19 protein-coding genes are annotated in these 20,966 nt (G+C 65.5%); 7 read left to right on the top strand and 12 right to left on the bottom strand.

All coding sequences use genetic code 11. The features are described 5' to 3' along the window. Positions 1 to 151 precede the first annotated feature (151 nt). Positions 152 to 1,549, top strand: coding sequence for a class II fumarate hydratase (locus QZH66_RS05275; protein WP_305804914.1), 1,398 nt, complete (start codon positions 152 to 154; stop codon positions 1,547 to 1,549). Positions 1,550 to 1,606: 57 nt separating this feature from the next. On the opposite strand, the gene QZH66_RS05270 is transcribed toward QZH66_RS05275, so the two are convergent. The 7 genes from QZH66_RS05270 to QZH66_RS05240 are packed head-to-tail and all read right to left on the bottom strand — an operon-like array spanning position 1,607 to position 6,085. After that, positions 1,607 to 2,035 carry a hypothetical protein gene (locus QZH66_RS05270; protein WP_305804913.1) on the bottom strand — a complete coding sequence of 143 codons (429 nt, stop codon included), beginning with the start codon at positions 2,033 to 2,035 and terminating at the stop codon, positions 1,607 to 1,609. A 58-nt stretch (positions 2,036 to 2,093) separates the two neighbouring features. Next, positions 2,094 to 2,699, bottom strand: a complete 606-nt coding sequence (locus tag QZH66_RS05265; RefSeq protein ID WP_305804912.1) for a hypothetical protein — start codon at positions 2,697 to 2,699, stop codon at positions 2,094 to 2,096. Positions 2,700 to 2,734: 35 nt separating this feature from the next. Continuing rightward, positions 2,735 to 3,562, bottom strand: a complete 828-nt coding sequence (locus QZH66_RS05260; RefSeq protein ID WP_305804911.1) for a DUF4097 family beta strand repeat-containing protein — start codon at positions 3,560 to 3,562, stop codon at positions 2,735 to 2,737. A 27-nt stretch (positions 3,563 to 3,589) separates the two neighbouring features. After that, entirely contained in the window at positions 3,590 to 4,603 is a 1,014-nt protein-coding gene (locus QZH66_RS05255) for a hypothetical protein (protein ID WP_305804910.1), read from the bottom strand. After that, complete coding sequence (locus tag QZH66_RS05250) at positions 4,600 to 5,478, bottom strand: ABC transporter ATP-binding protein (protein WP_305804909.1); 879 nt, start codon at positions 5,476 to 5,478, stop codon at positions 4,600 to 4,602. The genes QZH66_RS05255 and QZH66_RS05250 overlap by 4 nt, the downstream gene beginning before the upstream one ends. After that, positions 5,475 to 5,837, bottom strand: a complete 363-nt coding sequence (locus QZH66_RS05245) for a GntR family transcriptional regulator (RefSeq protein WP_305804908.1) — start codon at positions 5,835 to 5,837, stop codon at positions 5,475 to 5,477. Before QZH66_RS05245 ends, QZH66_RS05250 begins: the two co-directional genes overlap by 4 nt. A 2-nt stretch (positions 5,838 to 5,839) precedes the next feature. After that, complete coding sequence (locus QZH66_RS05240) at positions 5,840 to 6,085, bottom strand: hypothetical protein (RefSeq protein WP_305804907.1); 246 nt, start codon at positions 6,083 to 6,085, stop codon at positions 5,840 to 5,842. A gap of 130 nt (positions 6,086 to 6,215) precedes the next feature. Between QZH66_RS05240 and QZH66_RS05235 the strand changes: the two genes are divergently transcribed. From QZH66_RS05235 to QZH66_RS05215, 5 genes are all read left to right on the top strand, one after another. Further along, positions 6,216 to 6,782: a glutathione peroxidase gene (locus QZH66_RS05235; protein ID WP_305804906.1), complete on the top strand. Its 567-nt coding sequence runs from the start codon at positions 6,216 to 6,218 to the stop codon at positions 6,780 to 6,782. Positions 6,783 to 6,867: 85 nt separating this feature from the next. Then, positions 6,868 to 7,827: an FKBP-type peptidyl-prolyl cis-trans isomerase gene (locus tag QZH66_RS05230; protein ID WP_305804905.1), complete on the top strand. Its 960-nt coding sequence runs from the start codon at positions 6,868 to 6,870 to the stop codon at positions 7,825 to 7,827. Positions 7,828 to 7,850: 23 nt separating this feature from the next. Next, positions 7,851 to 9,200: a UDP-glucose/GDP-mannose dehydrogenase family protein gene (locus tag QZH66_RS05225; protein WP_305804904.1), complete on the top strand. Its 1,350-nt coding sequence runs from the start codon at positions 7,851 to 7,853 to the stop codon at positions 9,198 to 9,200. Next, on the top strand, positions 9,193 to 9,432 hold the full coding sequence (locus QZH66_RS05220; protein WP_305804903.1) for a SlyX family protein: 240 nt from the start codon (positions 9,193 to 9,195) through the stop codon (positions 9,430 to 9,432). The genes QZH66_RS05225 and QZH66_RS05220 overlap by 8 nt, the downstream gene beginning before the upstream one ends. 8 nt (positions 9,433 to 9,440) lie before the next feature. Then, positions 9,441 to 10,094, top strand: a complete 654-nt coding sequence (locus QZH66_RS05215; protein WP_305804902.1) for a DUF2058 family protein — start codon at positions 9,441 to 9,443, stop codon at positions 10,092 to 10,094. Positions 10,095 to 10,155: 61 nt separating this feature from the next. On the opposite strand, the gene QZH66_RS05210 is transcribed toward QZH66_RS05215, so the two are convergent. From QZH66_RS05210 to QZH66_RS05195, 4 genes are all read right to left on the bottom strand, one after another. After that, positions 10,156 to 11,346 (bottom strand): MFS transporter, encoded by a 1,191-nt coding sequence (locus QZH66_RS05210; RefSeq protein WP_305804901.1) that lies wholly within the window; start codon positions 11,344 to 11,346, stop codon positions 10,156 to 10,158. A gap of 262 nt (positions 11,347 to 11,608) precedes the next feature. After that, the gene (gene metH, locus QZH66_RS05205) at positions 11,609 to 14,290 is read right to left on the bottom strand and encodes a methionine synthase (protein ID WP_305804900.1); all 2,682 of its coding nucleotides are present in this window, start codon (positions 14,288 to 14,290) and stop codon (positions 11,609 to 11,611) included. Next, positions 14,287 to 15,366, bottom strand: coding sequence for a homocysteine S-methyltransferase family protein (locus QZH66_RS05200; protein WP_305804899.1), 1,080 nt, complete (start codon positions 15,364 to 15,366; stop codon positions 14,287 to 14,289). Before QZH66_RS05200 ends, metH begins: the two co-directional genes overlap by 4 nt. 26 nt (positions 15,367 to 15,392) lie before the next feature. Further along, on the bottom strand, positions 15,393 to 16,322 hold the full coding sequence (locus tag QZH66_RS05195) for a metalloregulator ArsR/SmtB family transcription factor (RefSeq protein WP_305804898.1): 930 nt from the start codon (positions 16,320 to 16,322) through the stop codon (positions 15,393 to 15,395). A 120-nt stretch (positions 16,323 to 16,442) separates the two neighbouring features. Between QZH66_RS05195 and QZH66_RS05190 the strand changes: the two genes are divergently transcribed. Then, positions 16,443 to 17,591, top strand: a complete 1,149-nt coding sequence (locus QZH66_RS05190) for an acyl-CoA dehydrogenase family protein (protein ID WP_305804897.1) — start codon at positions 16,443 to 16,445, stop codon at positions 17,589 to 17,591. Between the two features lie 144 nt (positions 17,592 to 17,735). Here the strand turns inward: QZH66_RS05190 and QZH66_RS05185 are convergent, their stop codons facing one another. Next, positions 17,736 to 20,903, bottom strand: coding sequence for a multidrug efflux RND transporter permease subunit (locus tag QZH66_RS05185; RefSeq protein ID WP_305804896.1), 3,168 nt, complete (start codon positions 20,901 to 20,903; stop codon positions 17,736 to 17,738). Positions 20,904 to 20,966: the final 63 nt, after the last annotated feature.

Below are 20,966 nucleotides of genomic sequence, written 5' to 3'. Positions count from 1 at the left end.
AGTGGCGGGGGCCATATTCTACGCCGACGCCGCTGCGGGACCGGGCGCCCATGTCATGCACGCGGGCTGCGGCGTATGGTTGGGCCATGGCTCGCGGCGGGCGCACCCGGCGCCGGTGCGACCGCACTGACACCCCACAAGGAGAACTCGGATGAGCGGCAAGACCCGGATCGAACACGACAGCATGGGCGAGCTGCAGGTGCCGGTCGAAGCGCTTTGGGGCGCGCAGACCCAGCGTGCGGTGGAAAACTTCCCCGTTTCCGGGCAGCGCATGCCGCGCGCCTTCATCCGGGCGCTGGGGCTGATCAAGGCTGCGGCGGCCGAAGTGAATGCCGGGCTGGGCCTGCTGCCCAAGGGCGTGGCCAGGGCGATCCAGTCCGCCGCGCGCGAAGTGGCCGAGGGCGCACACGATGCGCACTTCCCGATTGACGTCTACCAGACCGGATCGGGCACCTCCTCCAACATGAATGCCAACGAGGTGATCGCCACGCTGGCCACGCGCAGCGGCCAGGCCGGCAAGACCCGCGTGCATCCCAATGACCACGTCAATCTGGGGCAGAGTTCCAATGATGTGATCCCCACCGCGATCCGGGTCTCGGCGCTGCTGGAAACGGGCGAGCACCTGCTGCCGGCGCTGCGGCATCTGCGCAAGACCATCGACAGGCGCGGCAGGGCGTTGAACAAGGTCGTCAAAACCGGCCGCACCCATCTGATGGACGCCATGCCGCTGACCTTCGGCCAGGAATTCGGCGCCTGGTCGGCGCAACTGGTCTCGGCGCAGGCGCGGATCGAGGACAGCCTCAAGCGCCTGCGCCGGCTGCCGCTGGGCGGTACCGCGATCGGCACCGGGATCAACGCCGATCCGCGCTTTGGCGGCAAGGTGGCCAAGGCGCTCTCGGCGGCGAGCAAGGTCCGCTTTGACAGCGCGGACAACAAGTTCGAGGGGCTGGCCGCGCAGGATGATGCGGTGGAGCTGTCGGGACAGTTGAACGCGCTGGCGGTGGCGCTGATCAAGATCGCCAACGACCTGCGCTGGATGAATTCCGGGCCACTGGCCGGGCTGGGCGAACTGGAATTGCCGGCGCTGCAGCCGGGCAGTTCGATCATGCCGGGCAAGGTCAATCCGGTGATTCCCGAAGCCACGGTGATGGTCTGTGCGCAGGTGATCGGTCACCACACCGCGATCACCGTGGCCGGGCAGACCGGCAACTTCCAGTTGAACGTGACCCTGCCGCTGATCGCGGCCAACCTGCTCGATTCGATCCACCTGCTGGGCAACGTGTCGCGGCTGCTGGCCGATTCGGTGATCGCCGGGGTGGTGGTCAATCAGGCCAGGGTGCGCGAGGCGCTGGATCGCAACCCGATCCTGGTCACCGCGCTCAATCCGATCATCGGCTATGAGAAGGCGGCGGCGATCGCCAAACGCGCCTACAAGGAAAAACGTCCGGTGCTGGAGGTGGCCAGGCAGGACAGCGGGTTGTCGGAGGCCGAGCTGCGGCGGTTGCTGGATCCGGCGGCGCTGACCCGGGGCGGCATCCACGAGGGCTGAGCCGGACAGGGGCAACGGCGCCGACCCAGGCTCCGGCGGCTTGCGGCACCCGGGGGATCAGGGCTCGGCGCGCGGGTTTGCCAGGGCGTCGCCGTAGTCCTTGAACTCGGGAATGCGCTTGACCAGTTCCGGCGGGAACGGCTGCATGTTCGCAGGGACGATGATCGGCACCGAGCGCTGGGCAGCCTGCCCGGCAGGGCGATCGGCCAAGGTGTTCTGGCGCAGGATCTGCAGCTGCACGAAGCTGTGCTGCAGCAGCTGGCGCTGCGCATCGTCCAGTGGAATCTCGATGTCGTCCACCTTCATCCGGCCATCCGGCAGGATTTCGATGTTGGGGTAAGGCGCGCGGCGCACCATCAACGAGTTCTGGCCGACGGCCACCTTGGGTTTGCTGCGCTCGGCGCGGTGGGCGGCGAATTTTTCGCGATCACAGCCGGCCGCCAGACTCAGCAGCACGACAACAACCAGCAGCAACAGCTTTTTCATGGACATATCGGACGACGGGAGAAGGGGGCCATTCTAGACCCCCTCCCCGCAGACGGTCTCAACGTACCGAAACATGCCCGTTGTGGCATTCGTCGATATCGCTCTGGTCCATCCGCGCATACGGCTTGAAGGCCGGTAGCGAGGCCGCCAGTGCCTGCTGGGTGTCGCGCATGGCCGGCAACTGTTCGCAGATCTTCTGCGCGCTGGCTTCGATCTTGCGCGCTTCCTCGTTCACCCGCGCCTCGATGCCGTCGGTGTTGCCGGAAAAGATGCCCTTGATCGCTTCGCCAGCGGCTTTCACCCCGAGGTTGGCGCCCTGCACGCCAATGTCCATGCCGGTCTCGGCGACCTTGATCACCTGGCCGCGATATTCCAGCAGCAGTCTGCGTTGCGCCGCATCGACGATGACCGGTGTGCCGTCGATCAGCAGGTCGCCGGCCGGGGAGATCTCGGCCTTCGCCGTTCCTTCGCCGGAAATGCTGATGTTGCGCACCGCCAGTTCCCGGCGCGCCTTGTCCGTGGCTTCCTGGACCTTGCGGCCCACGGTGGTGTCCGGCGACGTTCCGGGGGCGGTGGGTGCGGTATTGGTGGAATTGCGCTCACCGCAGGCGGCCAGCGGCAGGCATAGCAGCAGGGCGAGAAGGGGAGCTTTGATCCGGGTCATGAGAGGCATCCGTTGCAGGTCGATGGAAACAGCTGTCAGCGCTTGCGCGGCAATTCGACGGTGCCGCCGACACCGGCGTGGCGGATCGAACCGCTGCCGCTGCGCCCGACCGTGAGGTTGCCGCCGGCATTGCGCACGTCGAAGTCGCCCGAGCCGATCGAGCCCAGGGTGACATTGCCACGCACCGTGGCCACCTCGATATCCCCCGAGCCGAGGCTGTCAATGGCGACATCCCCCTGGACATTGCGCAGTTTCAGGTCGCCCGAGCCGACGCTGCCGATCTTCGCCGCGCCCCGCACGCCGTCAACCTTCACATCGCCGGAACCGATGGACAGCACGTGCAGCGGGCCGATATCGGTGAAGTCGATATCCCCCGAGCCCACCGCGGCGGTGACCGGCCCCTTGATGTTGCGGGCCGTCACATCGCCCGAGCCGACATCGGCGCTCATGCTCCCGGCCCCGGCCAGGGTGGCATCGCCGGAACCGACCTTGAGCTGCACCAGGATGGTGTCGGGCAGGGTGCCGCTGATGTCCAGGTAGGCATAGCTGCTGCCGAAGTCCAGGCTCAGGCCTTTGCTTTCGCGCTTGAGCTGCACCACCAGCTTGTCTCCTACCCGTTGCTGGGAAACGGTCAGCTTCGCCAGCAGGTCGGTGGTGGAGGCGCAGGCCCGGCCGCTGAGGTGCGCGGGGGCGCCAGGGGTGGCGGTGAGGTGCAGGTCGTGACTGTTCACTTCGAACACCACCGCCTTGGCACCGGCCAGGTCCAGATCCAGCGCTTTGGGTTGGCTGTGTTTGCATTGCGGGGCGGCGAACGCCGAGGCCGGGAGCAGCAACAGGGCACAACAGGCAAGTTTCAGGTGCATGGCAATTCCTCTGCAGAAAAGGAGATATCAGACTTCGTCGCGCGAGCGGCGCAGGTAGATGGCACCGACGATGAAGGCGATGCCGACGACGGCGCCGATCCACAGCTCGGGGGTGGTGAGGGTGGCAAGCTGGTTGGCAGGCGAGAAGTCGGTGGTCAAACGCTGCAGCGATGCGCCCTGGGTATCCACGGCCCGATAGGCCAGGTCGCTGCCCGGCACGGTACTGAGCAGCAGGCGGCTGACGATATGGCCCCAGAACCAGCCGGCGTTGAGATTGAACAGCTTCATCAGGCCGAACCAGCTGACGATGATCCCGGCAAACACCGGCACCATCACCGCCCACAGGAAGGGCTTGCTGCGCGCCCAGGCCGAGCAGAACAGCAGCCAGCCCACCGTCGGCAGCGCCCACAGCGCATACACCGGCACCCATGACAGATGGCTGGCGGCCACGGTCAGCGGACTGGCCGGCCCCCAGATCAGGGTGATCGGGTTGCCGCCATGGAACAGCACCACTGCGCTGATCATCAGCAGGAAGCCGAACATGGTGAGGATCGCGGCCAGCACCGCCAGCACCGGCGCCACCACCAGCGCACTCAGCGCCTTGGACAGTACGGTCTGCGCATCGGACAGCGGCAACGACTTCCAGAACAGCACGCTGCGGTCGCGGCGGTCGTCGTACAGGGCGCCAAGGCAGTAGAAGAACACCACGAATGCCAGCACGATGAACGGCCACGCCGAGCTCAGCAGCAGGGTGAAGTTGATGCCATCGGCCAGCTTGGCCATGTCTGCGGCGGACAGGCGGCTGGTCAGCAGGCCCAGGTCCAGTCCGTTGACGTTTACGCCTTCGATGTGCAGGTCGCCATTGCGGGCGGCGCGGTGGGTGGCGACCAGGCCGACGATGATCGCCATCAGCGTCAGCAGCAGCGACACGCCGCCGGCCACCAGCGGGGCCCACAGGAAGCCGCCCCGGTTTTCCCAGTATTCGCGCTTGAGCAGCCACTTCATGGTGGTGGCCTTGCTGATGTGTTTGACCGCGTTCATGCGTAGGTTCCCTTCATGATGGCCACGAACAGGTCGGCCAGGCCGGGGTTGCGGGTTTCGCCCAGGGCGGCCAGCTGCTGCGGGTCGGCCCCGTCATAGAGCAGCACGGTCTTGCCGAAGGGCAGCGAGCGCTCGTCGATCGGAGACAGGGCGCGGGCACGGTTCAGGGTGTCGGCCGATGCCAGCACCTCGGTGTAGCGGCCGGCCAGGCTTTCCATATCGGTGGACAGCACGATGCGGCCTTCGCGGATGAACATCACGTCGGTGAGGATGTGCTCGATCTCCTCCACCTGGTGGGTGGTGACGATGATCGTCTTCTGCTCGTCGAAGTAGTCCTCCAGCAGGCGCTGGTAGAACTCCTTGCGGTACAGGATGTCCAGCCCGAGGGTGGGTTCGTCCAGCACCAGCACCTTGGCGTCGATCGCCATCACCAGCGCCAGGTGCAACTGCACCACCATGCCCTTGGACAGCTCGCGCACCCGCGATCTGGGCAGCAGCTTGGTGTTGGCCAGGAAACGTTCGCAGCGGTCGCGATCGAAGCGCGGATGCACGCCGGCCACGAAATCGATGGCATCGCGCACCTTCAGCCAGCGCGGCAGGATCGCCACATCGGCAATGAAGCAGACATCGTTCATCAGCGCGTCGCGCTGGGTGCGCGGGTCCATGCCCAGCACCTGCAGCTCGCCCTCGAACGAGGCCAGTCCCAGCATGGCCTTCAGTACGGTGGTCTTGCCGGCGCCATTGGGTCCGATCAGGCCGACGATGCGGCCCGGTTCAATGGTGAAACTGGTGTTGTCCAGCGCCAGCTTGTTCTTGTAGGCCTTGCGCAGGCCTCTGGCGGAAACAACGGCATCGGATACGACGGCGGCATTCATAGTGTGGTCCCCGGTGGCAGTAGATCTTCCAATGTCAGGCCCAGGCGCTGGATGCGTTCCAGTACCGCCGGCCACTCGTCTTTGAGAAAACGTTCGCGCTCATTGCCGCGCAGCTTCAGGGCGGCCTCCTCGGTCATGAACATGCCCAGGCCGCGGCGCTTTTCAACCAGATTCTCGTCGGCCAGTTCCTGGTAGGCGCGTGAAACCGTGATCGGGTTGAGCTGGTACTCGGCCGCCACCTGGCGCACCGAGGGCAGGGCGTCGCCCGGCTTGATGATTCCGTCCAGCATCATCGCAATCACGCGATCCTTCAGCTGGCGGTAGATGGGAGCACCATCACTCCACTGGATATCGCTCATGGTCAGCTCCGCGGGTTCAGCGTATTTGCAAAGGAAAAATAAGGCATCGACAGGCTGGCGTGGATGCGCCGCGTCGAGCGCCTGTCCGGAGCGGCGAGGGCGGCATCGCATTCTTCAACGGGCTGCGAGGCGGCATACTCCGATCCTGGCGACCGGCCGCCCTCGGCCGAAGCCGGGCAGCCCAGCAGCATCAGGCTGCCGGTGGCTGTTACGGCCTGGAGGGTGTATCTGCAGAGCATCAGGCTCATCGCATGTCCCCTGTGTAGGGTGGCTGGTGTTGTATTCAACTATAACACCGGCACGCCGGTAGTCAACACCCCCGTATATAGACTTTCGGCCTATCTCCATTTCCCGCTTCCCCGCCACAGGACTACTCGAATGAAAATCCGCAAGCTTTTGATTGCAATAACTGTTTCGTCCGTGTTGACGGTGGCGGGCAGTGCCATTGCCGCGCCGTTGCTGGACCAGGCGTTTCGTCCGCTGGCCGGCAAGGGCTCGGTGAACCTGAACCGCGAATACGGTGGGAAAGTGCTGCTGGTGGTGAACACCGCCAGCAAATGCGGCTTCACCCCGCAGTACGAAGGGCTCGAGGCTCTCCAGCAGCAGTACGCCGCACGCGGATTCAGCGTGCTCGGCTTCCCCTCCAATGATTTCCGCGGGCAGGAGCCGGGCAGCGAGGCGCAGATCCAGGAATTCTGCACGCTGACCTACGGGGTCAAGTTCCCGATGTTCGAGAAGGTCAGTGTGATCGGCGCCAACGCCACCCCGTTGTACCAGCGCCTCACCCGCGAGACCGGGGTGGCGCCGGGCTGGAATTTCCACAAATATCTGATCTCCCGCGATGGCCGGGTGGTGGCGCAATTTCCCAGCAAGGTGACGCCGGATGATCCGCAATTGCGCGCGGCCATTGAACGCGAGCTGGCCGCCCCGGCGCGCGGGCGTTGAGGCGTCTCGACATCTCTGGCGTGCGTGCGACAATGTCGCCCCTCGCGCCGACGGCGGCGTCTATTCACTTCCAGGAAAGCAGCGAATGAAGATGGGAATGCGTGGCGCCGCGGCGTCGCTACTGATTCTGGCGATAGCGGCACCGGGTGTCGTGATGTCGCAGCAACCTGCCGCTCCGGCGGCCAGCAAGGAGAAGTCTGTTTTGACCTCGGAACGTGAAAAAGTCGGCTACGCCATCGGTATCGATGTGGCCAGTTCGTTTGAGCCCATCGCATCGGAAGTGGATGTCGCTGCGCTGCGTCGCGCCGTCGAAAACGCGTTTGCAGGCGGCCAGCCGCTGATTTCGCAGGAAGAAGCCCAGGCCACCGACCAGGCGCTGCGCACCGTGATGATGGCGCGCAGCGGCCAGCAGGTGCCGGGCATGGCGCCGGGCAGCCAGCCGCCGGCGGTCAACCGCGAAAAGGTCGGTCTGATGCTCGGCGGCTATGCCATCGGCCCGTCGCTGACCCCGATCCAGAAAGACATCGATCTGGACTCGGTGTTCCAGGCCATCAGCACCGTGTTCGCCAAGGGCACCCCGCTGATGGACCGCCAGCAGGCCCAGGCCACGTTGCAGGCCTTCAGCAGCGCCAAGCAGGCCGCGGCCGGTGCCGACAACCGCAAGGCCGGCAATGACTTCCTGGCCAAGAACAAGACCCAGCCGGGCGTGGTGACCACCGCCTCGGGCCTGCAGTACCAGGTGCTGCGCGCCGGTAGCGGCGAGCGTCCACTGCCCAGCAGCAAGGTCCGGGTGAACTACGAAGGCAAACTGCTCGACGGCACCGTGTTCGACAGCAGCTATCAGCGTGGCGAGCCGATCGAGTTCGGTCTGGACCAGGTCATCAAGGGGTGGTCGGAAGGCGTGTCGCTGATGCCGACCGGTTCGAAATACCGTTTCTGGATCCCGTCCGAGCTGGCCTATGGCAGCAACGGCACGCCGGGTGGTCCGATCGGCCCTGACGCGGCCTTGACGTTCGACGTCGAGCTGCTGGGTATCGTGCGGTAAGAATCACAGGAGTCACCACCGCCATGCGTGTTGCGATATTCGGTACCGGCTATGTCGGCCTCGTCACCGGCACCTGCCTGGCCGAAGTGGGCCACCAGGTGGTCTGCGTCGACATCGACCAGGCCAAGGTGGACGGCCTCAACCGCGGCGTCATCCCGATCTACGAGCCGGGACTGGAATCGATGGTCAAGGCCAACCACGCTTCGGCGCGGCTGGCTTTCACCACCGAGGCGGCCACCGCCATCGCCCATGGGCAGGTGATCTTCATTGCCGTCGGCACGCCTCCCGATGAGGATGGCAGTGCCGACCTGCAGTACGTGCTGGCGGTGGCCCGCACCATCGGCCGCCACCTGAGCGTGCCGGCCGTGGTGGTCAACAAGTCGACGGTACCGGTCGGTACCGCCGACCAGGTGCGTGCGGCCATTGCCGAAGAGCTGCGCGCACGCGCGGTGGAGATCGACTTCGACGTCGTCTCCAACCCCGAGTTCCTCAAGGAAGGCGATGCGGTCGCCGACTGCATGCGCCCCGACCGTATCGTCATCGGCGCCAGCAGCGCCGAGGCGGTGGCGCTGATGCGCCGGCTGTATGCGCCGTTCAACCGCAACCGCGACCGCGTGGTGGAGATGGACGTGCGTTCGGCCGAACTGACCAAGTACGCGGCCAATGCGATGCTGGCGACCAAGATCAGTTTCATGAACGAGATCGCCAATATCGCCGAGCGTGTCGGTGCGGATATCGAGCAGGTCCGCCAGGGAATCGGTTCGGACCCGCGCATCGGCTGGCACTTCATCTATCCCGGGGCCGGGTACGGTGGTTCGTGCTTCCCCAAGGATGTGCAGGCGCTGGCCCGCATCGCGACCCAGCACGGCCATGAGCCGCGCCTGTTGAACGCGGTGGAAGCGGTCAACGAGGCACAGAAGGGCCATCTGTTCGAGCTGATCCAGCGCCATTACGATCGCGGCGAAGACGAGGGCGTCCACGGCAAGACCTTTGCCGTGTGGGGCCTGGCGTTCAAGCCGGATACCGATGACATGCGTGAAGCCCCCAGCCGGCGCCTGCTGGCCCAGCTGTGGGAAGGTGGTGCCAAGGTGCGCGTGTACGATCCGGAAGCCAGCGCCGAAGCGCGACGTGTTTTCGGTGAGCGCGACGATCTGGTGTTCTGCGAGTCGGCCTCGGCCGCACTCGAGGGCGCCGATGCGCTGGCCGTGGTTACCGAATGGAAACAGTTCCGCAGCCCGGATTTTGCCGCCATGCACAGGGCGCTGGGCGATGCCGTCGTGTTCGACGGTCGCAATCTTTATGACCCGCAGGAAATCGAGGCCGCCGGCCTCGCCTATTACGGCATTGGCCGGGGACGTTCGTTGAATGCATGAGTTGCCCCCCACACCGCGCGAGCAGGCCCTGGAAGAGCGTCTGGTCGAGCTGGAAATGCGCGTCTCCTTCCAGGAGCAGGCGCTGGCCGAACTGAGCGAGGCCTTGGCTGACGCGCGCATGCAGGGGTCGCGCAATTCCGACGTGCTGCACCACCTGCTCGATGACCTGGGCAAGGTGCGTACCGCGTTGTATGCCGATGCCACCGATGAACCGCCTCCGCCGCATTACTGACAATTCCCATGAGCGATACTCTCCGCGACCAGCTGCTCGGGCTGGGCTTCAAATCTGCGCCCAAACCGGAGCGCAAGCCCGATTCCCGGCGTGATCAGACACCTTCTGGCGGCCGGTCCACCGGCAAGCCGGGCGATGCCGGCCGCAGCCGTAATGGCGAGCCGCGCAAGCCGCAGGCACGCGCTGGCAACGGCCGGCCCGCACAAGCGCAGGGTCCGGGCAAGCCGCGTTCGCGCGAGGATATCGACCTGGCCAAGGCCTATGCGATCCGGGCCCAGCGCGAGAAGGACGAGCGGCTGGAAGCCGAGCGCCTGAAGCAGGAAGAAGCGCGACTGCGCCGCGAAGCCCGCGCCAGGCTGGACGAGCTGATCAAGGACAAGGGGCTCAACGACCCCGCCGCCGAGATCGCCCGCCACTTCCCCTACGGTGGCAAGATCAAGCGGATCTATGTAAATGCCGAGCAGCTCAAGGCGCTCAACGCCGGCGAGCTGGGCGTGCTGCAGCAGAACGGACGCTATTTGCTGGTCAGCGCCGAGTTGCTGGCGCAGGCCGAGGCGGTATTTGCGCAGGCGGTGGCGTTGAAGGTGGACCCCAACGCCAGCGCTGAAGAAGATCCCTACGCCGATCCGCAATACCGGGTGCCCGACGACCTGGTCTGGTGACTGCGGTCTGGACCGGCAGCGGCAACAGGCGCCCTTGCGGCGCCTGTTTTTTTTCCTGTTCTCAGCCCGTCACCGGCGCAGGCACGGGGGTGCGCGGGGGCAGGAACCGCCAGGCGATCAGGGTGCCCGTCAGCGCGAAGAAACCGGCCACGATAAAGGCGACCTTGCCGTTGCCCAACGGCCACAGCTGGCCGGCGATCAGCGCGCCCAGCACGCCACCCAGGCCGGAGGAAAAACCGTAGAACAGGCCCTGGCCGTGACCGTTGAGGTTGCCGGGGAAATAGCGCGCCAGCAGCTGCATCGCCGAGGCGAAGAAGGCGGCAAAGCCCAGACAGTGGGTGGCCTGGGCGACCAGCATCACCGGCAGGTTCTCCGGCCACAGCGCGGTGGCCCACCAGCGCAGCACGGCACTGGCCATCGACATGATCATCAGCCAGCTGGCATCCCAGCGCCGGAAGAAGCGGGAGATCAGGAAGAATACCGCCAGCTCGAACACCACCCCGACGGTCCACATCAGGCCCAGCGTCGAGGTGGCATAGCCGTGATCGTCCATGTAGAGCGAGAAGAAGGTGTAGTACGGGCCGAACGACAGCTGCTCTAGGAAGGCGGCGATGAAGAACGCCAGCACTGCCGGGCGGCGCACGATGGTCCAGAAACCTTCGGCGTGCAGGCTGTGGCTGCCGACATGGCGCGCATAGCGGTTGGCGAATGACGAGGCGACCAGCAGCACGAACAGCGGCAGCATCAGCCAGGGCAGCCGGCCGGCACCGTAGCGCTCGATCAGCCAGCCGAACAGGCTCACCACCGCGATGAACCCGAGCGAGCCCCAGACCCGGATCATGCCGTAGCGGTGGCTGTCGGCGCCCAGGTGGGTGAGGGTGATCGATTCGAACTGCGGCATCACCGCGTTGTAGAAGAAACAGAACACCACCATCAGCGCATACAGTGCCCACTGTTGCTGCGGCAGCAGGAATCCGGAGAACGACAGCAGGGTGAGCACGCAGCCGAGCCGCAGCCAGCGGATCGGCTGTGGCGACACCGCCGCCAACGAGGTCCAGGTGCTGGGGGCGACCACGCGGGTGGCATACCACAGGCTCATCATCACGCTGATCGCGGTGACGCTCATGCCGCGTGACTGCAGGTACAGGCTCCAGTACGGGGTGAACGCGCCCAGCGCGGCGTAGTAGAAAAAGTAGAAACTGGACAGCCGTGCGGCGGGCACGGCATCTGGAAGGCGGGGAACGGAAGTCATCGGTATCGCGCCCGGAGACGCAGGAAAACAGAAGGGGAAGGTGCTGCGGTCGTGGCACGGGCAGCGCCGATGCACCACATTGTGGACCGGATGCCGGTCTGATGACAGCTGCAGTTATTGCCTTGGATGCATCGGCGCGTTGGGCGATCGCAGGCGGGGCAACGGTTCACCCGCGGCCGTTGTCCTTGCCACGAAGTGATGACGCGCCGGGACGACCGGCGCGTGGCCATGCGCCCACCTGCCTGCCATTCGGCAATGCCCCCTATTCGGGGTCGTAGTCGAGGTTGGACGCCAGCCAGCGCTCGGCCTGCGCCCGCTCCACGCCCTTGCGCCTGGCGTAGTCGCTGGCCTGTTCGCGCGACACCCGGCCGACCACGAAGTACTGGCTCTGCGGGTGGCTGAAGTAGTAACCGGACACCGCCGCGGTCGGCAGCATCGCGAAACTTTCGGTCAGCGACATGCCGATGCGTTCGGCGTCGAGCATCGCGAACAACGTCTGCTTTTCCGAATGCTCGGGGCAGGCGGGGTAGCCGGGGGCCGGGCGGATGCCGCGGTACTTCTCGGCGATCAGCGCCTCGTTGTCGAGCTGCTCGTCGCGGTCATAGCCCCAGAACTCGGTACGCACGCGCTGGTGCAGGCGCTCGGCCAGGGCCTCGGCCAGGCGGTCGGCCAGCGCCTTGAGCAGGATCGAGCTGTAGTCGTCATGATCGGCGGCAAAGCGCGCCAGGTGTGGTTCGATGCCGAGCCCGGCGGTCACTGCGAAGGCGCCGATCCAGTCCTGCTTGCCGCTGCTTTCCGGGGCGATGAAGTCGGCCAGGCAGAAATCCGGGCGTTCGGCCGGCTTGTCCACCTGCTGGCGCAGGAAGTGCAGGGTGGTGGGCTGTTCGGCGTTGTGGACGATGACATCGTCGCCGCGGCTGTTGGCCGGCCACAGCCCGAATACCGCGCGGGCAGTGAGCCATTTCTCCTTGAGGATCCGCTCCAGCATGGCGCGGGCATCGCGGTACAGCTCGCTGGCCTGCGGGCCGACAACCTCGTCGGTGAGGATGGCCGGATACTTGCCGGCCAGCTCCCAGGCCTGGAAGAACGGCGTCCAGTCGATGACCGGCAGCAGATCCTCCAGCGGGTAGTCGTCGAACACATGGAGGCCCGGCTGCGCCGGCACCGGCGCGATGTACTGCGCCCAGTCGCACTGGAAGCGCTGGCCGCGGGCGTGTTCCAGCGAGACCAGCCGCTTGGCGTCGCCGCGGTTGCGGTGGCGCAGGCGGATGTCGGCGTAGTCGGCCTCGTTGGCGGCGACGAAATTCGCGCGCAACTCCCTGGAAATCAGCGACTGGGCCACGCCTACCGCGCGCGAGGCGTCCTTCACCCACACCGTCGGCGCCTGGTAGAACGGGTCGATCTTCAACGCGGTGTGCGCGCGCGAGGTGGTAGCGCCACCAATCAGCAGCGGCAGCTCGAAACCCTGGCGCTGCATCTCCTTGGCCACATGGCTCATTTCCTCGAGCGAGGGCGTGATCAGCCCCGACAGGCCGATCAGGTCGGCTTTTTCGGCCCGCGCGGTATCGAGGATCTTCTGCGCCGGCACCATTACGCCCAGGTCGATCACCTCGAAGTTGTTGCAGGCCAGCACCACGCCGACGATGTTCTTGCCGATGTCGTGCACGTCGCCCTTGACCGTGGCCATCACGATCTTGCCATTGCTCTTGCCGGTGTCGCCGCTGCGCGCCTTTTCCGCTTCGATGTAAGGCAGCAGATAGGCCACGGCCTTCTTCATCACCCGGGCGGATTTGACCACCTGCGGCAGGAACATCTTGCCGGCGCCAAACAGGTCGCCGACCACGTTCATGCCGTCCATCAAGGCACCTTCGATCACATCCAGCGGGCGCGATGACTGCTGGCGCGCCTCCTCGGTGTCTTCCTCCACCCAGGCATCGAGCCCGTGCACCAGCGCATGGGCCAGGCGCTCGCGTACCGGCTTGCCGCGCCAGGCCAGCTCTTCGGTCTTTTTCTCGCCCTTCCTGCCTTTGTAGCGCTCGGCGATTTCCAGCAGCCGCTCGGTGCCGTCGCGGCGCCGGTTGAGGATCACGTCCTCCACGCGCTCGCGCAGTTCCGGGTCCAGATCGTCGTAGATCGGCATCGCGCCGGCGTTGACGATGCCCATGTCCATGCCGGCGGCGATGGCGTGGTACAGGAACACCGCGTGGATCGCCTGACGCACCGTCTCGTTGCCGCGGAACGAGAACGACACGTTCGACACGCCGCCGGAGACGTGGCAGTGCGGCAGGGTCTTGCGGATGATGCGGGTGGCTTCGATGAAATCCACCGCGTAGTTGTCGTGTTCCTCGATGCCGGTGGCCACGGCGAAGATATTCGGGTCGAAGATGATGTCCTGCGGCGGCATTCCCACTGTTTCGGTGAGGATGCGGTAGGCGCGGGTGCAGATTTCCACCTTGCGCGCACAGGTGTCGGCCTGGCCGTCCTCGTCGAAGGCCATCACCACCGCGGCCGCGCCATAGCGCTGCACCTTGCGCGCATGTTCGATGAACTGCGCTTCGCCTTCCTTGAGCGAGATCGAGTTGACCACGCTCTTGCCCTGCAGGCACTTCAGCCCGGCTTCGATCACGTTCCACCGGGACGAATCGACCATCACCGGAATGCGGGCGATATCCGGCTCGGACATGATCAGGTTGAGGTAGCGGGTCATCGCCTTTTCGGAGTCGATCAGCCCCTCGTCCATGTTGACGTCGAGGATCTGCGCGCCGCTGGCGACCTGCTGGCGGGCGACTTCCACCGCTTCCTCGTAGCGCTCTTCCTTGATCAGCTTGCGGAACCGCGCGCTGCCGGTGATGTTGGTGCGCTCGCCGATATTGACGAACAGCAGGTCCGGCGTGATGACCAGCGGTTCCAGCCCGGACAGGCAGGTATAGGCCGGCAGGCTCATGGCGCCTGCTCCTGCCTGCCGGGAAGTTGCCGCGGTGCGATGCCGGCAACAGCCCGGGCAATCGCGCGGATGTGGTCCGGGGTGGTACCGCAGCAGCCGCCGACCAGATTGAGCAGGCCCGACTGGGCGAACTCCTTCAAGGTGGCGGCCATCTCTTCGGGTGTCTCGTCGTATTCGCCGAAGGCGTTGGGCAGGCCGGCGTTGGGATGGGCGCTGATATAGCCACGGCTCACCCGCGACAGTGTTTCCACATGCGGGCGCATATCGGCGGCGCCCAGCGCGCAGTTCAGGCCGATCGACAGCGGGCGGCCGTGCGCGACCGAAGCGTGGAAGGCTTCGGCGGTCTGCCCGGACAGGGTGCGCCCGGAGGCATCGGTGATGGTGCCGGAAATCATCACTGGCAGGCGTCCCCCGCGGGCTTCAAACACCTCTTCGATGGCGAACAGCGCCGCCTTGGCGTTGAGCGTGTCGAAGATGGTTTCCACCATCAGGGTATCGGCACCGCCATCGATCAGGCCCTCGATGGCCTGGCGGTAGGTGTCGCGCAATTCATCGAAACTGGTGTTGCGGAAGCCCGGGTCGGTCACGTCCGGGCTGATAGACGCGGTGCGGCTGGTCGGGCCGAGCACGCCGATGACAAAACGCGGCTGGTCCGGTGTGCGCGCCTCGGCTGCGTCGCAGCATTGCCGCGCCACTGCCGCGCCGGTCCGGTTCAACTCGTACACCAGATGTTGCAGGTGGTAGTCGGCCTGGCTGATCGCGGTGGCGTTGAAGGTGTTGGTTTCCACCAGGTCGGCGCCGGCTTCCAGGTACGCGGTGTGGATCCCGGCGATCACCTCCGGCCGCGTCAGCAGCAGCAGGTCGTTGTTGCCCTTGAGGTCGTGCCCGCAACCCGGGCCATGCCCCTGCCGGCTGTCGAAGCCGCCGGCGAAACGCTCGCCGCGGTAATCGCCTTCTTCCAGCCGGTGGCGCTGGATCATGGTGCCCATGGCGCCATCGATGACCAGGATGCGCTGCTCGAGCGCCTGCAACAGCTTGGCGACACGCGCGGGATGGAGCCAGGGGGAGGCGTGCATGGAATAGGAGACTCTGCGGGAGGGGATCAGGACTTGTGGGCGATCAGCGAGATCACTTCAAAATGCGGCGGGCGCTTTTCACGGGTCACGGTTTCCAGGCTGGAGACGTCCAGCCCGGCCTTCTCGACGAATCTGCGCAGCTCCTTGGCGGTGAAGCCCAGATTGACGTGGCCGTAAGCCTCGACCGCGGCCTTGTGCTCGTGCTGGGCCAGGCTGCACAGCATCAGCCGGCCACCGGGGCGCAACACCCGCGCGCCTTCGGCCACGGCCTGGGCCGGCTTGCTGGCGTAGGTCAGGGCGTGCATCAGGATCACCAGGTCGAAACTGCCGTCGTCGAAGGGCAGGGCATGCATATCGCCTTCAAGGACTTCGACATTGGCCAGCCTGCGCAGGCGCTCGCTGGCCGCGGCCACCACGCGGGTGCTGGTGTCGATGCAGACATAGCGCTGCGCATGCGGTGCCAGCAGCTCGGCCAGTACGCCATCGCCGGAGGCGATATCGAGCACGTCGCCGGTTTCCAGCAGCGGCAGCGCGCTGCGCGCCATGGCTTCCCAGGTGCGGCCGGGTGAATAATGGCGCTCCATATCGCCGGCCACGCTGTCGGCCCAGTTCTGGTCGGCGGCGCGCATGGCCAGTACCGAAGGCACCCGTTCAGCATCCTGGCGCAACAGCGGGTCATCGCTGCCACTGCTCAGCGCATGCCACAGGGCGCGCTGTGCCGGGTCCAGCGCCGCGTCGTCGAAGCGGTAATAGGCCGATACCCCGGCGCGGCGGTCGCGCACCAGCCCGGCTTCCTTCAGTCGCGCCAGATGGGTCGAGACCCGCGGCTGCGCCAGCGTGGTGATGGCCGAGAGCTCGGCCACGGTCAATTCCTCCTGTTCCAGCAGGGTCAGCAACCGCACGCGGGTGGCGTCGGCAAACACTTTCAGCCGGGTTGACCAGTCTTCCAGATCCATAAATATCCACCTATCGCGATATAAAGATATTCTCTTCCCGTGAAGACATCGGGTCAAGCTGCATAGGCTGTGGACCTTGCGGTCGTTACAATCCCGAAATCAAATTCCGGGAGTGGTGCAGTGGATTTCAGCTTTACCGAAGAGCAGTTGATGATTCAGGACGTGGCGCGGCGCATTGCGCAGGAAAAGATCGCGCCGAGCGCCGAGCACCACGACCAGACCGGCGAGTTCCCGCTGGAGAACATCCGTCTGTTGGGCGAAAACGGCCTGATGGGCATCGAAGTGCCGGCCGAATACGGCGGCGCCGGCATGGACCCGATCGCCTACGTGCTGGCGATGGTGGAGGTTGCCGCCGGCGACGCCGCGCATTCGACCATCATGTCGGTCAACAATTCGCTGTTCTGCAACGGCATCCTGACCCACGGCAGCGAGGCGCAGAAGCAGAAATACGTGCGCGCGATCGCCGAGGGCACCGCCATCGGGGCGTTCGCGCTGACCGAGCCGCAGTCCGGATCCGACGCCACGGCGATGCGCTGCCGCGCGGTCAAGCAGGATGACGGCACCTTTATCATCAATGGCAAGAAGAGCTGGATCACCTCCGGCCCGGTGGCCAGGTACATCATCCTGTTCGCAATGACCGACCCGGCGCAGGGTGCGCGCGGCATCAGCGCGTTCATGATCGACACCGACAAGGCCGGCTTCCACCGCGGCAAGACCGAGCCGAAGCTGGGCATCCGCGCCTCGGCCACCTGCGAGATCGAGTTCCAGGACTACGTGGCCAGTGCCGATGACGTGGTGGGCAAGGAAGGCGATGGCTTCAAGATCGCGATGGGGGTACTCGATGCCGGCCGCATCGGTATCGCCTCGCAGGCGATCGGTATCGCCCGCGCCGCCTACGAGGCCACCCTTGCCTACGTGAAGGAGCGCAAGGCGTTCGGCGCACCGATCGGCACGTTCCAGATGACCCAGGCCAAGATCGCCGACATGAAGTGCAAGCTGGATGCGTCGCTGTTGCTGACGCTGCGCGCGGCGTGGGTGAAGGGGCAGGGCAAGCGCTTCAGCAACGAGGCCGCCATCGCCAAGCTCACCGCGTCGGAAGCGGCGATGTGGATCACCCACCAGGCCGTGCAGATCCACGGCGGCATGGGGTATTCCAAGGAGATGCCGCTGGAGCGTTACTTCCGTGACGCCAAGATCACCGAGATCTATGAAGGCACTTCGGAAATCCAGCGTCTGGTGATCGCTCGCAACGAGACCGGCCTGCGCTGAGCCTCGGCCGCCGCGCGAAGGCGGCGCCAACAGAAAGCCCCGGCATTGCCGGGGCTTTTTTTTGTCTGGCCATGGCGGTCCGCGGCGCGGGCGCTTCCATTCGGGGGGTCCCGGCATTCCGCGCCGGGACACACCTTTTCACGATCAGCGGTCCTGCTGGACCGTGTGGACCTGGTGCTGGTCCTGGTATTCCCTGGATGGCTCATCCAGTTTGTCGCCCAGCATGCGCCGCACGATCACGAAGAACACCGGAATCAGCAGCAGGCCGAGGAAGGTGGCGAACAGCATGCCGCCGACCACGCCGGTACCGATCGCATGGCGGGCGTTGGCGCCGGCGCCGGTGGACAGGGTCATTGGAATCACGCCCATGATGAAGGCGAAGGAGGTCATCAGGATCGGGCGGAAGCGCAGGTGCGCCGCCTCGATGGTTGCCTCGCGCAGGGTCTTGCCGGCAGCGCGCTGTTCCACGGCGAACTCCACGATCAGGATCGCGTTCTTGGCGGCCAGGCCGATCACCGTGATCATGCCGATCTTGAAGTAGATGTCGTTGGGCAGGCCGCGCAGCATCGAGAACGACAGCGCGCCCAGCACGCCCAGCGGCACCACCAGCAGCACCGCGACCGGGATCGACCAGCTTTCATACAGCGCGGCCAGGCACAGGAACACCACCACGATGGACAGGATCAGCAGCAGTGTGGCGGCGTTGCCGGCCAGGATCTCCTGGTAGGACATCCCGCTCCAGTCAAAGCCGAACCCGGCCGGAAGATCGTTGTTGACGATGTCTTCCATGGCCTGCATCGCCTGGCCCGAGCTGCGTCCCGGTGCCGGCGAACCGACGATTTCCACCGCCGAATAGCCGTTGTAGCGGCTCAGCGAGGGGGAGCTGGAAATCCACTGCGACTTCACCACGTTGCTCAGCGGGATCATTGCCGGGGTGCCGTCGGCATTGGTGCTGAACGAGCTGGGGGTATAGAAGTTGCGCAGCGATTCGGCGCCGGTGCGGTACGGCGCATCGGCCTGCAACGTCACCCGCTTGATGCGGCCCTCATAGAAGAAATCGTTGACGTATACCGGGGCCAGCATCAGCTGGATCGCGCTGTAGATGTCGGTCACCCCCAGCCCCATCGACTGTGCCTGCACCCGGTCCACATGCAGCTGCAGCTGCGGCGCATCTTCCAGCCCATTGGGGCGCACCCCGGTCAACAGGGTGGGCTGCGCGGCGGCCTTGCCCAGCAGGGTGTTGCGGGCCTGGATCAGCTGGGCATACCCGGCACCGCCGCGGTCCTGCAGCCACATGTCGAAGCCGCCAAACTGGCCCAGCCCCTGCACGGTGGGCAGGTTGACGACAAAAATGCCGGCCTCCTTGATGCCGTAGAACGCGCCGTTCATTTTCTGGATGAACTCCGGCACGGTGACCTTGCGTTCGTCCCAGGGCTTGAGGCGGATGAAGCCCATGCCGACGTTTTCACCGGAACCCAGGAAGCTGAAACCGGCAATCTGCAGCATGCCTTCGAAACCGTCCTGCTTTTCCAGAATGCTCTGCATCTGGGCGAACGCGGCATTGGTCTGGCTCTTGGTCGAGCCGGGCGGCAGCTGCACGATGGCCAGTGCGTATCCCTGGTCTTCCTCGGGCAGGAAACTGCCGGGAATCCGCGTGAACAGGAAGCCGCACAGCACGCTGAGCACGACGAACAGCATCATCCAGCGTGGCGCATGGCGGATCGCACTGCCGATGTGGCCGACGTAGGTGCGGCTGACCCGGTCGTAGTACTTGTTGAAGGTGCGGTATACCCAGTTCGGCTTCGCGTTGTGGGTGGGCTTGAGGAAGCTGGCGCACAGGGCCGGGGTGAAACCCAGCGCGAGGAAGGCGGAGAAGCCCATCGCGATGGCAATGGTCAGCGCGAACTGCTTGTATATCTCGCCCGCGGCGCCACCTTGCAGGGCGCTGGGGATGAATACCGCGGCCAGCACCACGGTGATGGCGACCACCGCTCCGGTGATCTGCCCCATCGCCTTCTGGGTGGCCGGTTTGGGGAGCAGTCCTTCCTCGGTCATGATGCGCTCGACGTTCTCGATCACCACGATCGCATCGTCGACCACGATGCCGATCGCCAGCACCATCGCAAACAGGGTGAGCTGGTTGATGGTGAAGCCGATCACGCTCATGCCGACGAAGGTGCCCAGCAACGCCACCGGGATCACCAGGGTGGGGATGATGGTGGCGCGCAGGTTCTGCAGGAAGATCAGCATCACCAGGAACACCAGCACCATCGCCTCGACCAGCGTCTTGACCACTTCCTTGATCGAGATCTTGACGAAAGTGGTGCTGTCATACGGCGAGAACCACTTCACCCCTTGCGGAAAGCTGGGTTGCAGCTCGTCCATCTTCGAGCGCACCGCGGCGGCCACGTTCAACGCATTGGCGCCGGGCAGCAGCTGGATCGCGAACGCGCCGATCGGCTTGCCGTTGTACTGGGTATCAAAGCCATAGGCCGAGGCACCGAAAGCGACGCGGGCGACGTCCTTCAAGCGCACCATCGAGCCGTCGCTGTCGGCCCGCAGGATGATCTGCTCGAACTGCTCGGGACTGCTGAAGCGGCCCTCGGCCGATACCGTGGCGGTGAACATCTGGCCTGCCGGGGCCGGGTCCGAACCCAGCGAGCCGGCGGCGAACTGCACGTTCTGGGCCTTGATCGCGGCCACCACCTGGCTGGCCGACAGACCATAGCCCTGCAGCTTTTCCGGGTTGAGCCAGATGTTCATGGCGTACTCGGCACCGAACTGCTGGGTGCTGCCGACGCCGGGCACGCGCGAGATCTGGTCCAGCACCCGGGCGCCGACGATGTCGTTGAGTGCGTCACGGTTGATCGACGGATTTTCCGAACGCAGTGCCACCACCATCAGGAAGCCGGCATTGGCCTTGGCCACCACCACACCCTGCTGGGTGACTTCCGACGGCAGACGCGGCGTGGCCAGCGAGACCTTGTTCTGCACCTGTACCTGGGCGATATCGGCATCGGTGCCGGTTTCGAAGGTCAGGGTGATGCTGGCGCGCCCGGACGAGGACGAGGACGAGCTGAAGTACAGCAAGTGATCGATCCCGGTCAGCTGCTGCTCGATCACCTGGGTGACCGACTTTTCAGTGGTGTCGGCGCTGGCACCGGGATAGGTGGCACTGACCGTCACCTGCGGCGGGGCGATGCTGGGATAGGACTCCACGCCCAGGCCGAGGATCGTGATCACACCGCTCAGTGAGATCAGGATCGCGACCACCCAGGCGAAGACCGGATGTTCAATGAAAAATTTAGGCATGGCAGCGGTCCGTTACTGCTTGGGCTGGTCAGCGGCGGCGGCAGGCGGGGCCTGTGCCGGGGT

It is taken from the genome of Stenotrophomonas sp. YIM B06876, from assembly GCF_030711595.1.
In the GTDB taxonomy this organism is placed as follows: domain Bacteria; phylum Pseudomonadota; class Gammaproteobacteria; order Xanthomonadales; family Xanthomonadaceae; genus Stenotrophomonas.
The sequence above is the reverse complement of the archived record's forward strand: the minus strand, read 5'-3'. Positions and strand labels throughout refer to the sequence as shown.

Bases quoted from the DNA above. Each gene is read 5' to 3' on its own strand.
- QZH66_RS05275 (WP_305804914.1), top strand. From the start codon at position 152: ATGAGCGGCAAGACCCGGATCGAACACGACAGCATGGGCGAGCTGCAG.
- QZH66_RS05270 (WP_305804913.1), bottom strand. From the start codon at position 2,035: ATGAAAAAGCTGTTGCTGCTGGTTGTTGTCGTGCTGCTGAGTCTGGCG.
- QZH66_RS05265 (WP_305804912.1), bottom strand. From the start codon at position 2,699: ATGACCCGGATCAAAGCTCCCCTTCTCGCCCTGCTGCTATGCCTGCCG.
- QZH66_RS05260 (WP_305804911.1), bottom strand. From the start codon at position 3,562: ATGCACCTGAAACTTGCCTGTTGTGCCCTGTTGCTGCTCCCGGCCTCG.
- QZH66_RS05255 (WP_305804910.1), bottom strand. From the start codon at position 4,603: ATGAACGCGGTCAAACACATCAGCAAGGCCACCACCATGAAGTGGCTG.
- QZH66_RS05250 (WP_305804909.1), bottom strand. From the start codon at position 5,478: ATGAATGCCGCCGTCGTATCCGATGCCGTTGTTTCCGCCAGAGGCCTG.
- QZH66_RS05245 (WP_305804908.1), bottom strand. From the start codon at position 5,837: ATGAGCGATATCCAGTGGAGTGATGGTGCTCCCATCTACCGCCAGCTG.
- QZH66_RS05240 (WP_305804907.1), bottom strand. From the start codon at position 6,085: ATGAGCCTGATGCTCTGCAGATACACCCTCCAGGCCGTAACAGCCACC.
- QZH66_RS05235 (WP_305804906.1), top strand. From the start codon at position 6,216: ATGAAAATCCGCAAGCTTTTGATTGCAATAACTGTTTCGTCCGTGTTG.
- QZH66_RS05230 (WP_305804905.1), top strand. From the start codon at position 6,868: ATGAAGATGGGAATGCGTGGCGCCGCGGCGTCGCTACTGATTCTGGCG.
- QZH66_RS05225 (WP_305804904.1), top strand. From the start codon at position 7,851: ATGCGTGTTGCGATATTCGGTACCGGCTATGTCGGCCTCGTCACCGGC.
- QZH66_RS05220 (WP_305804903.1), top strand. From the start codon at position 9,193: ATGCATGAGTTGCCCCCCACACCGCGCGAGCAGGCCCTGGAAGAGCGT.
- QZH66_RS05215 (WP_305804902.1), top strand. From the start codon at position 9,441: ATGAGCGATACTCTCCGCGACCAGCTGCTCGGGCTGGGCTTCAAATCT.
- QZH66_RS05210 (WP_305804901.1), bottom strand. From the start codon at position 11,346: ATGACTTCCGTTCCCCGCCTTCCAGATGCCGTGCCCGCCGCACGGCTG.
- metH (WP_305804900.1), bottom strand. From the start codon at position 14,290: ATGAGCCTGCCGGCCTATACCTGCCTGTCCGGGCTGGAACCGCTGGTC.
- QZH66_RS05200 (WP_305804899.1), bottom strand. From the start codon at position 15,366: ATGCACGCCTCCCCCTGGCTCCATCCCGCGCGTGTCGCCAAGCTGTTG.
- QZH66_RS05195 (WP_305804898.1), bottom strand. From the start codon at position 16,322: ATGGATCTGGAAGACTGGTCAACCCGGCTGAAAGTGTTTGCCGACGCC.
- QZH66_RS05185 (WP_305804896.1), bottom strand. From the start codon at position 20,903: ATGCCTAAATTTTTCATTGAACATCCGGTCTTCGCCTGGGTGGTCGCG.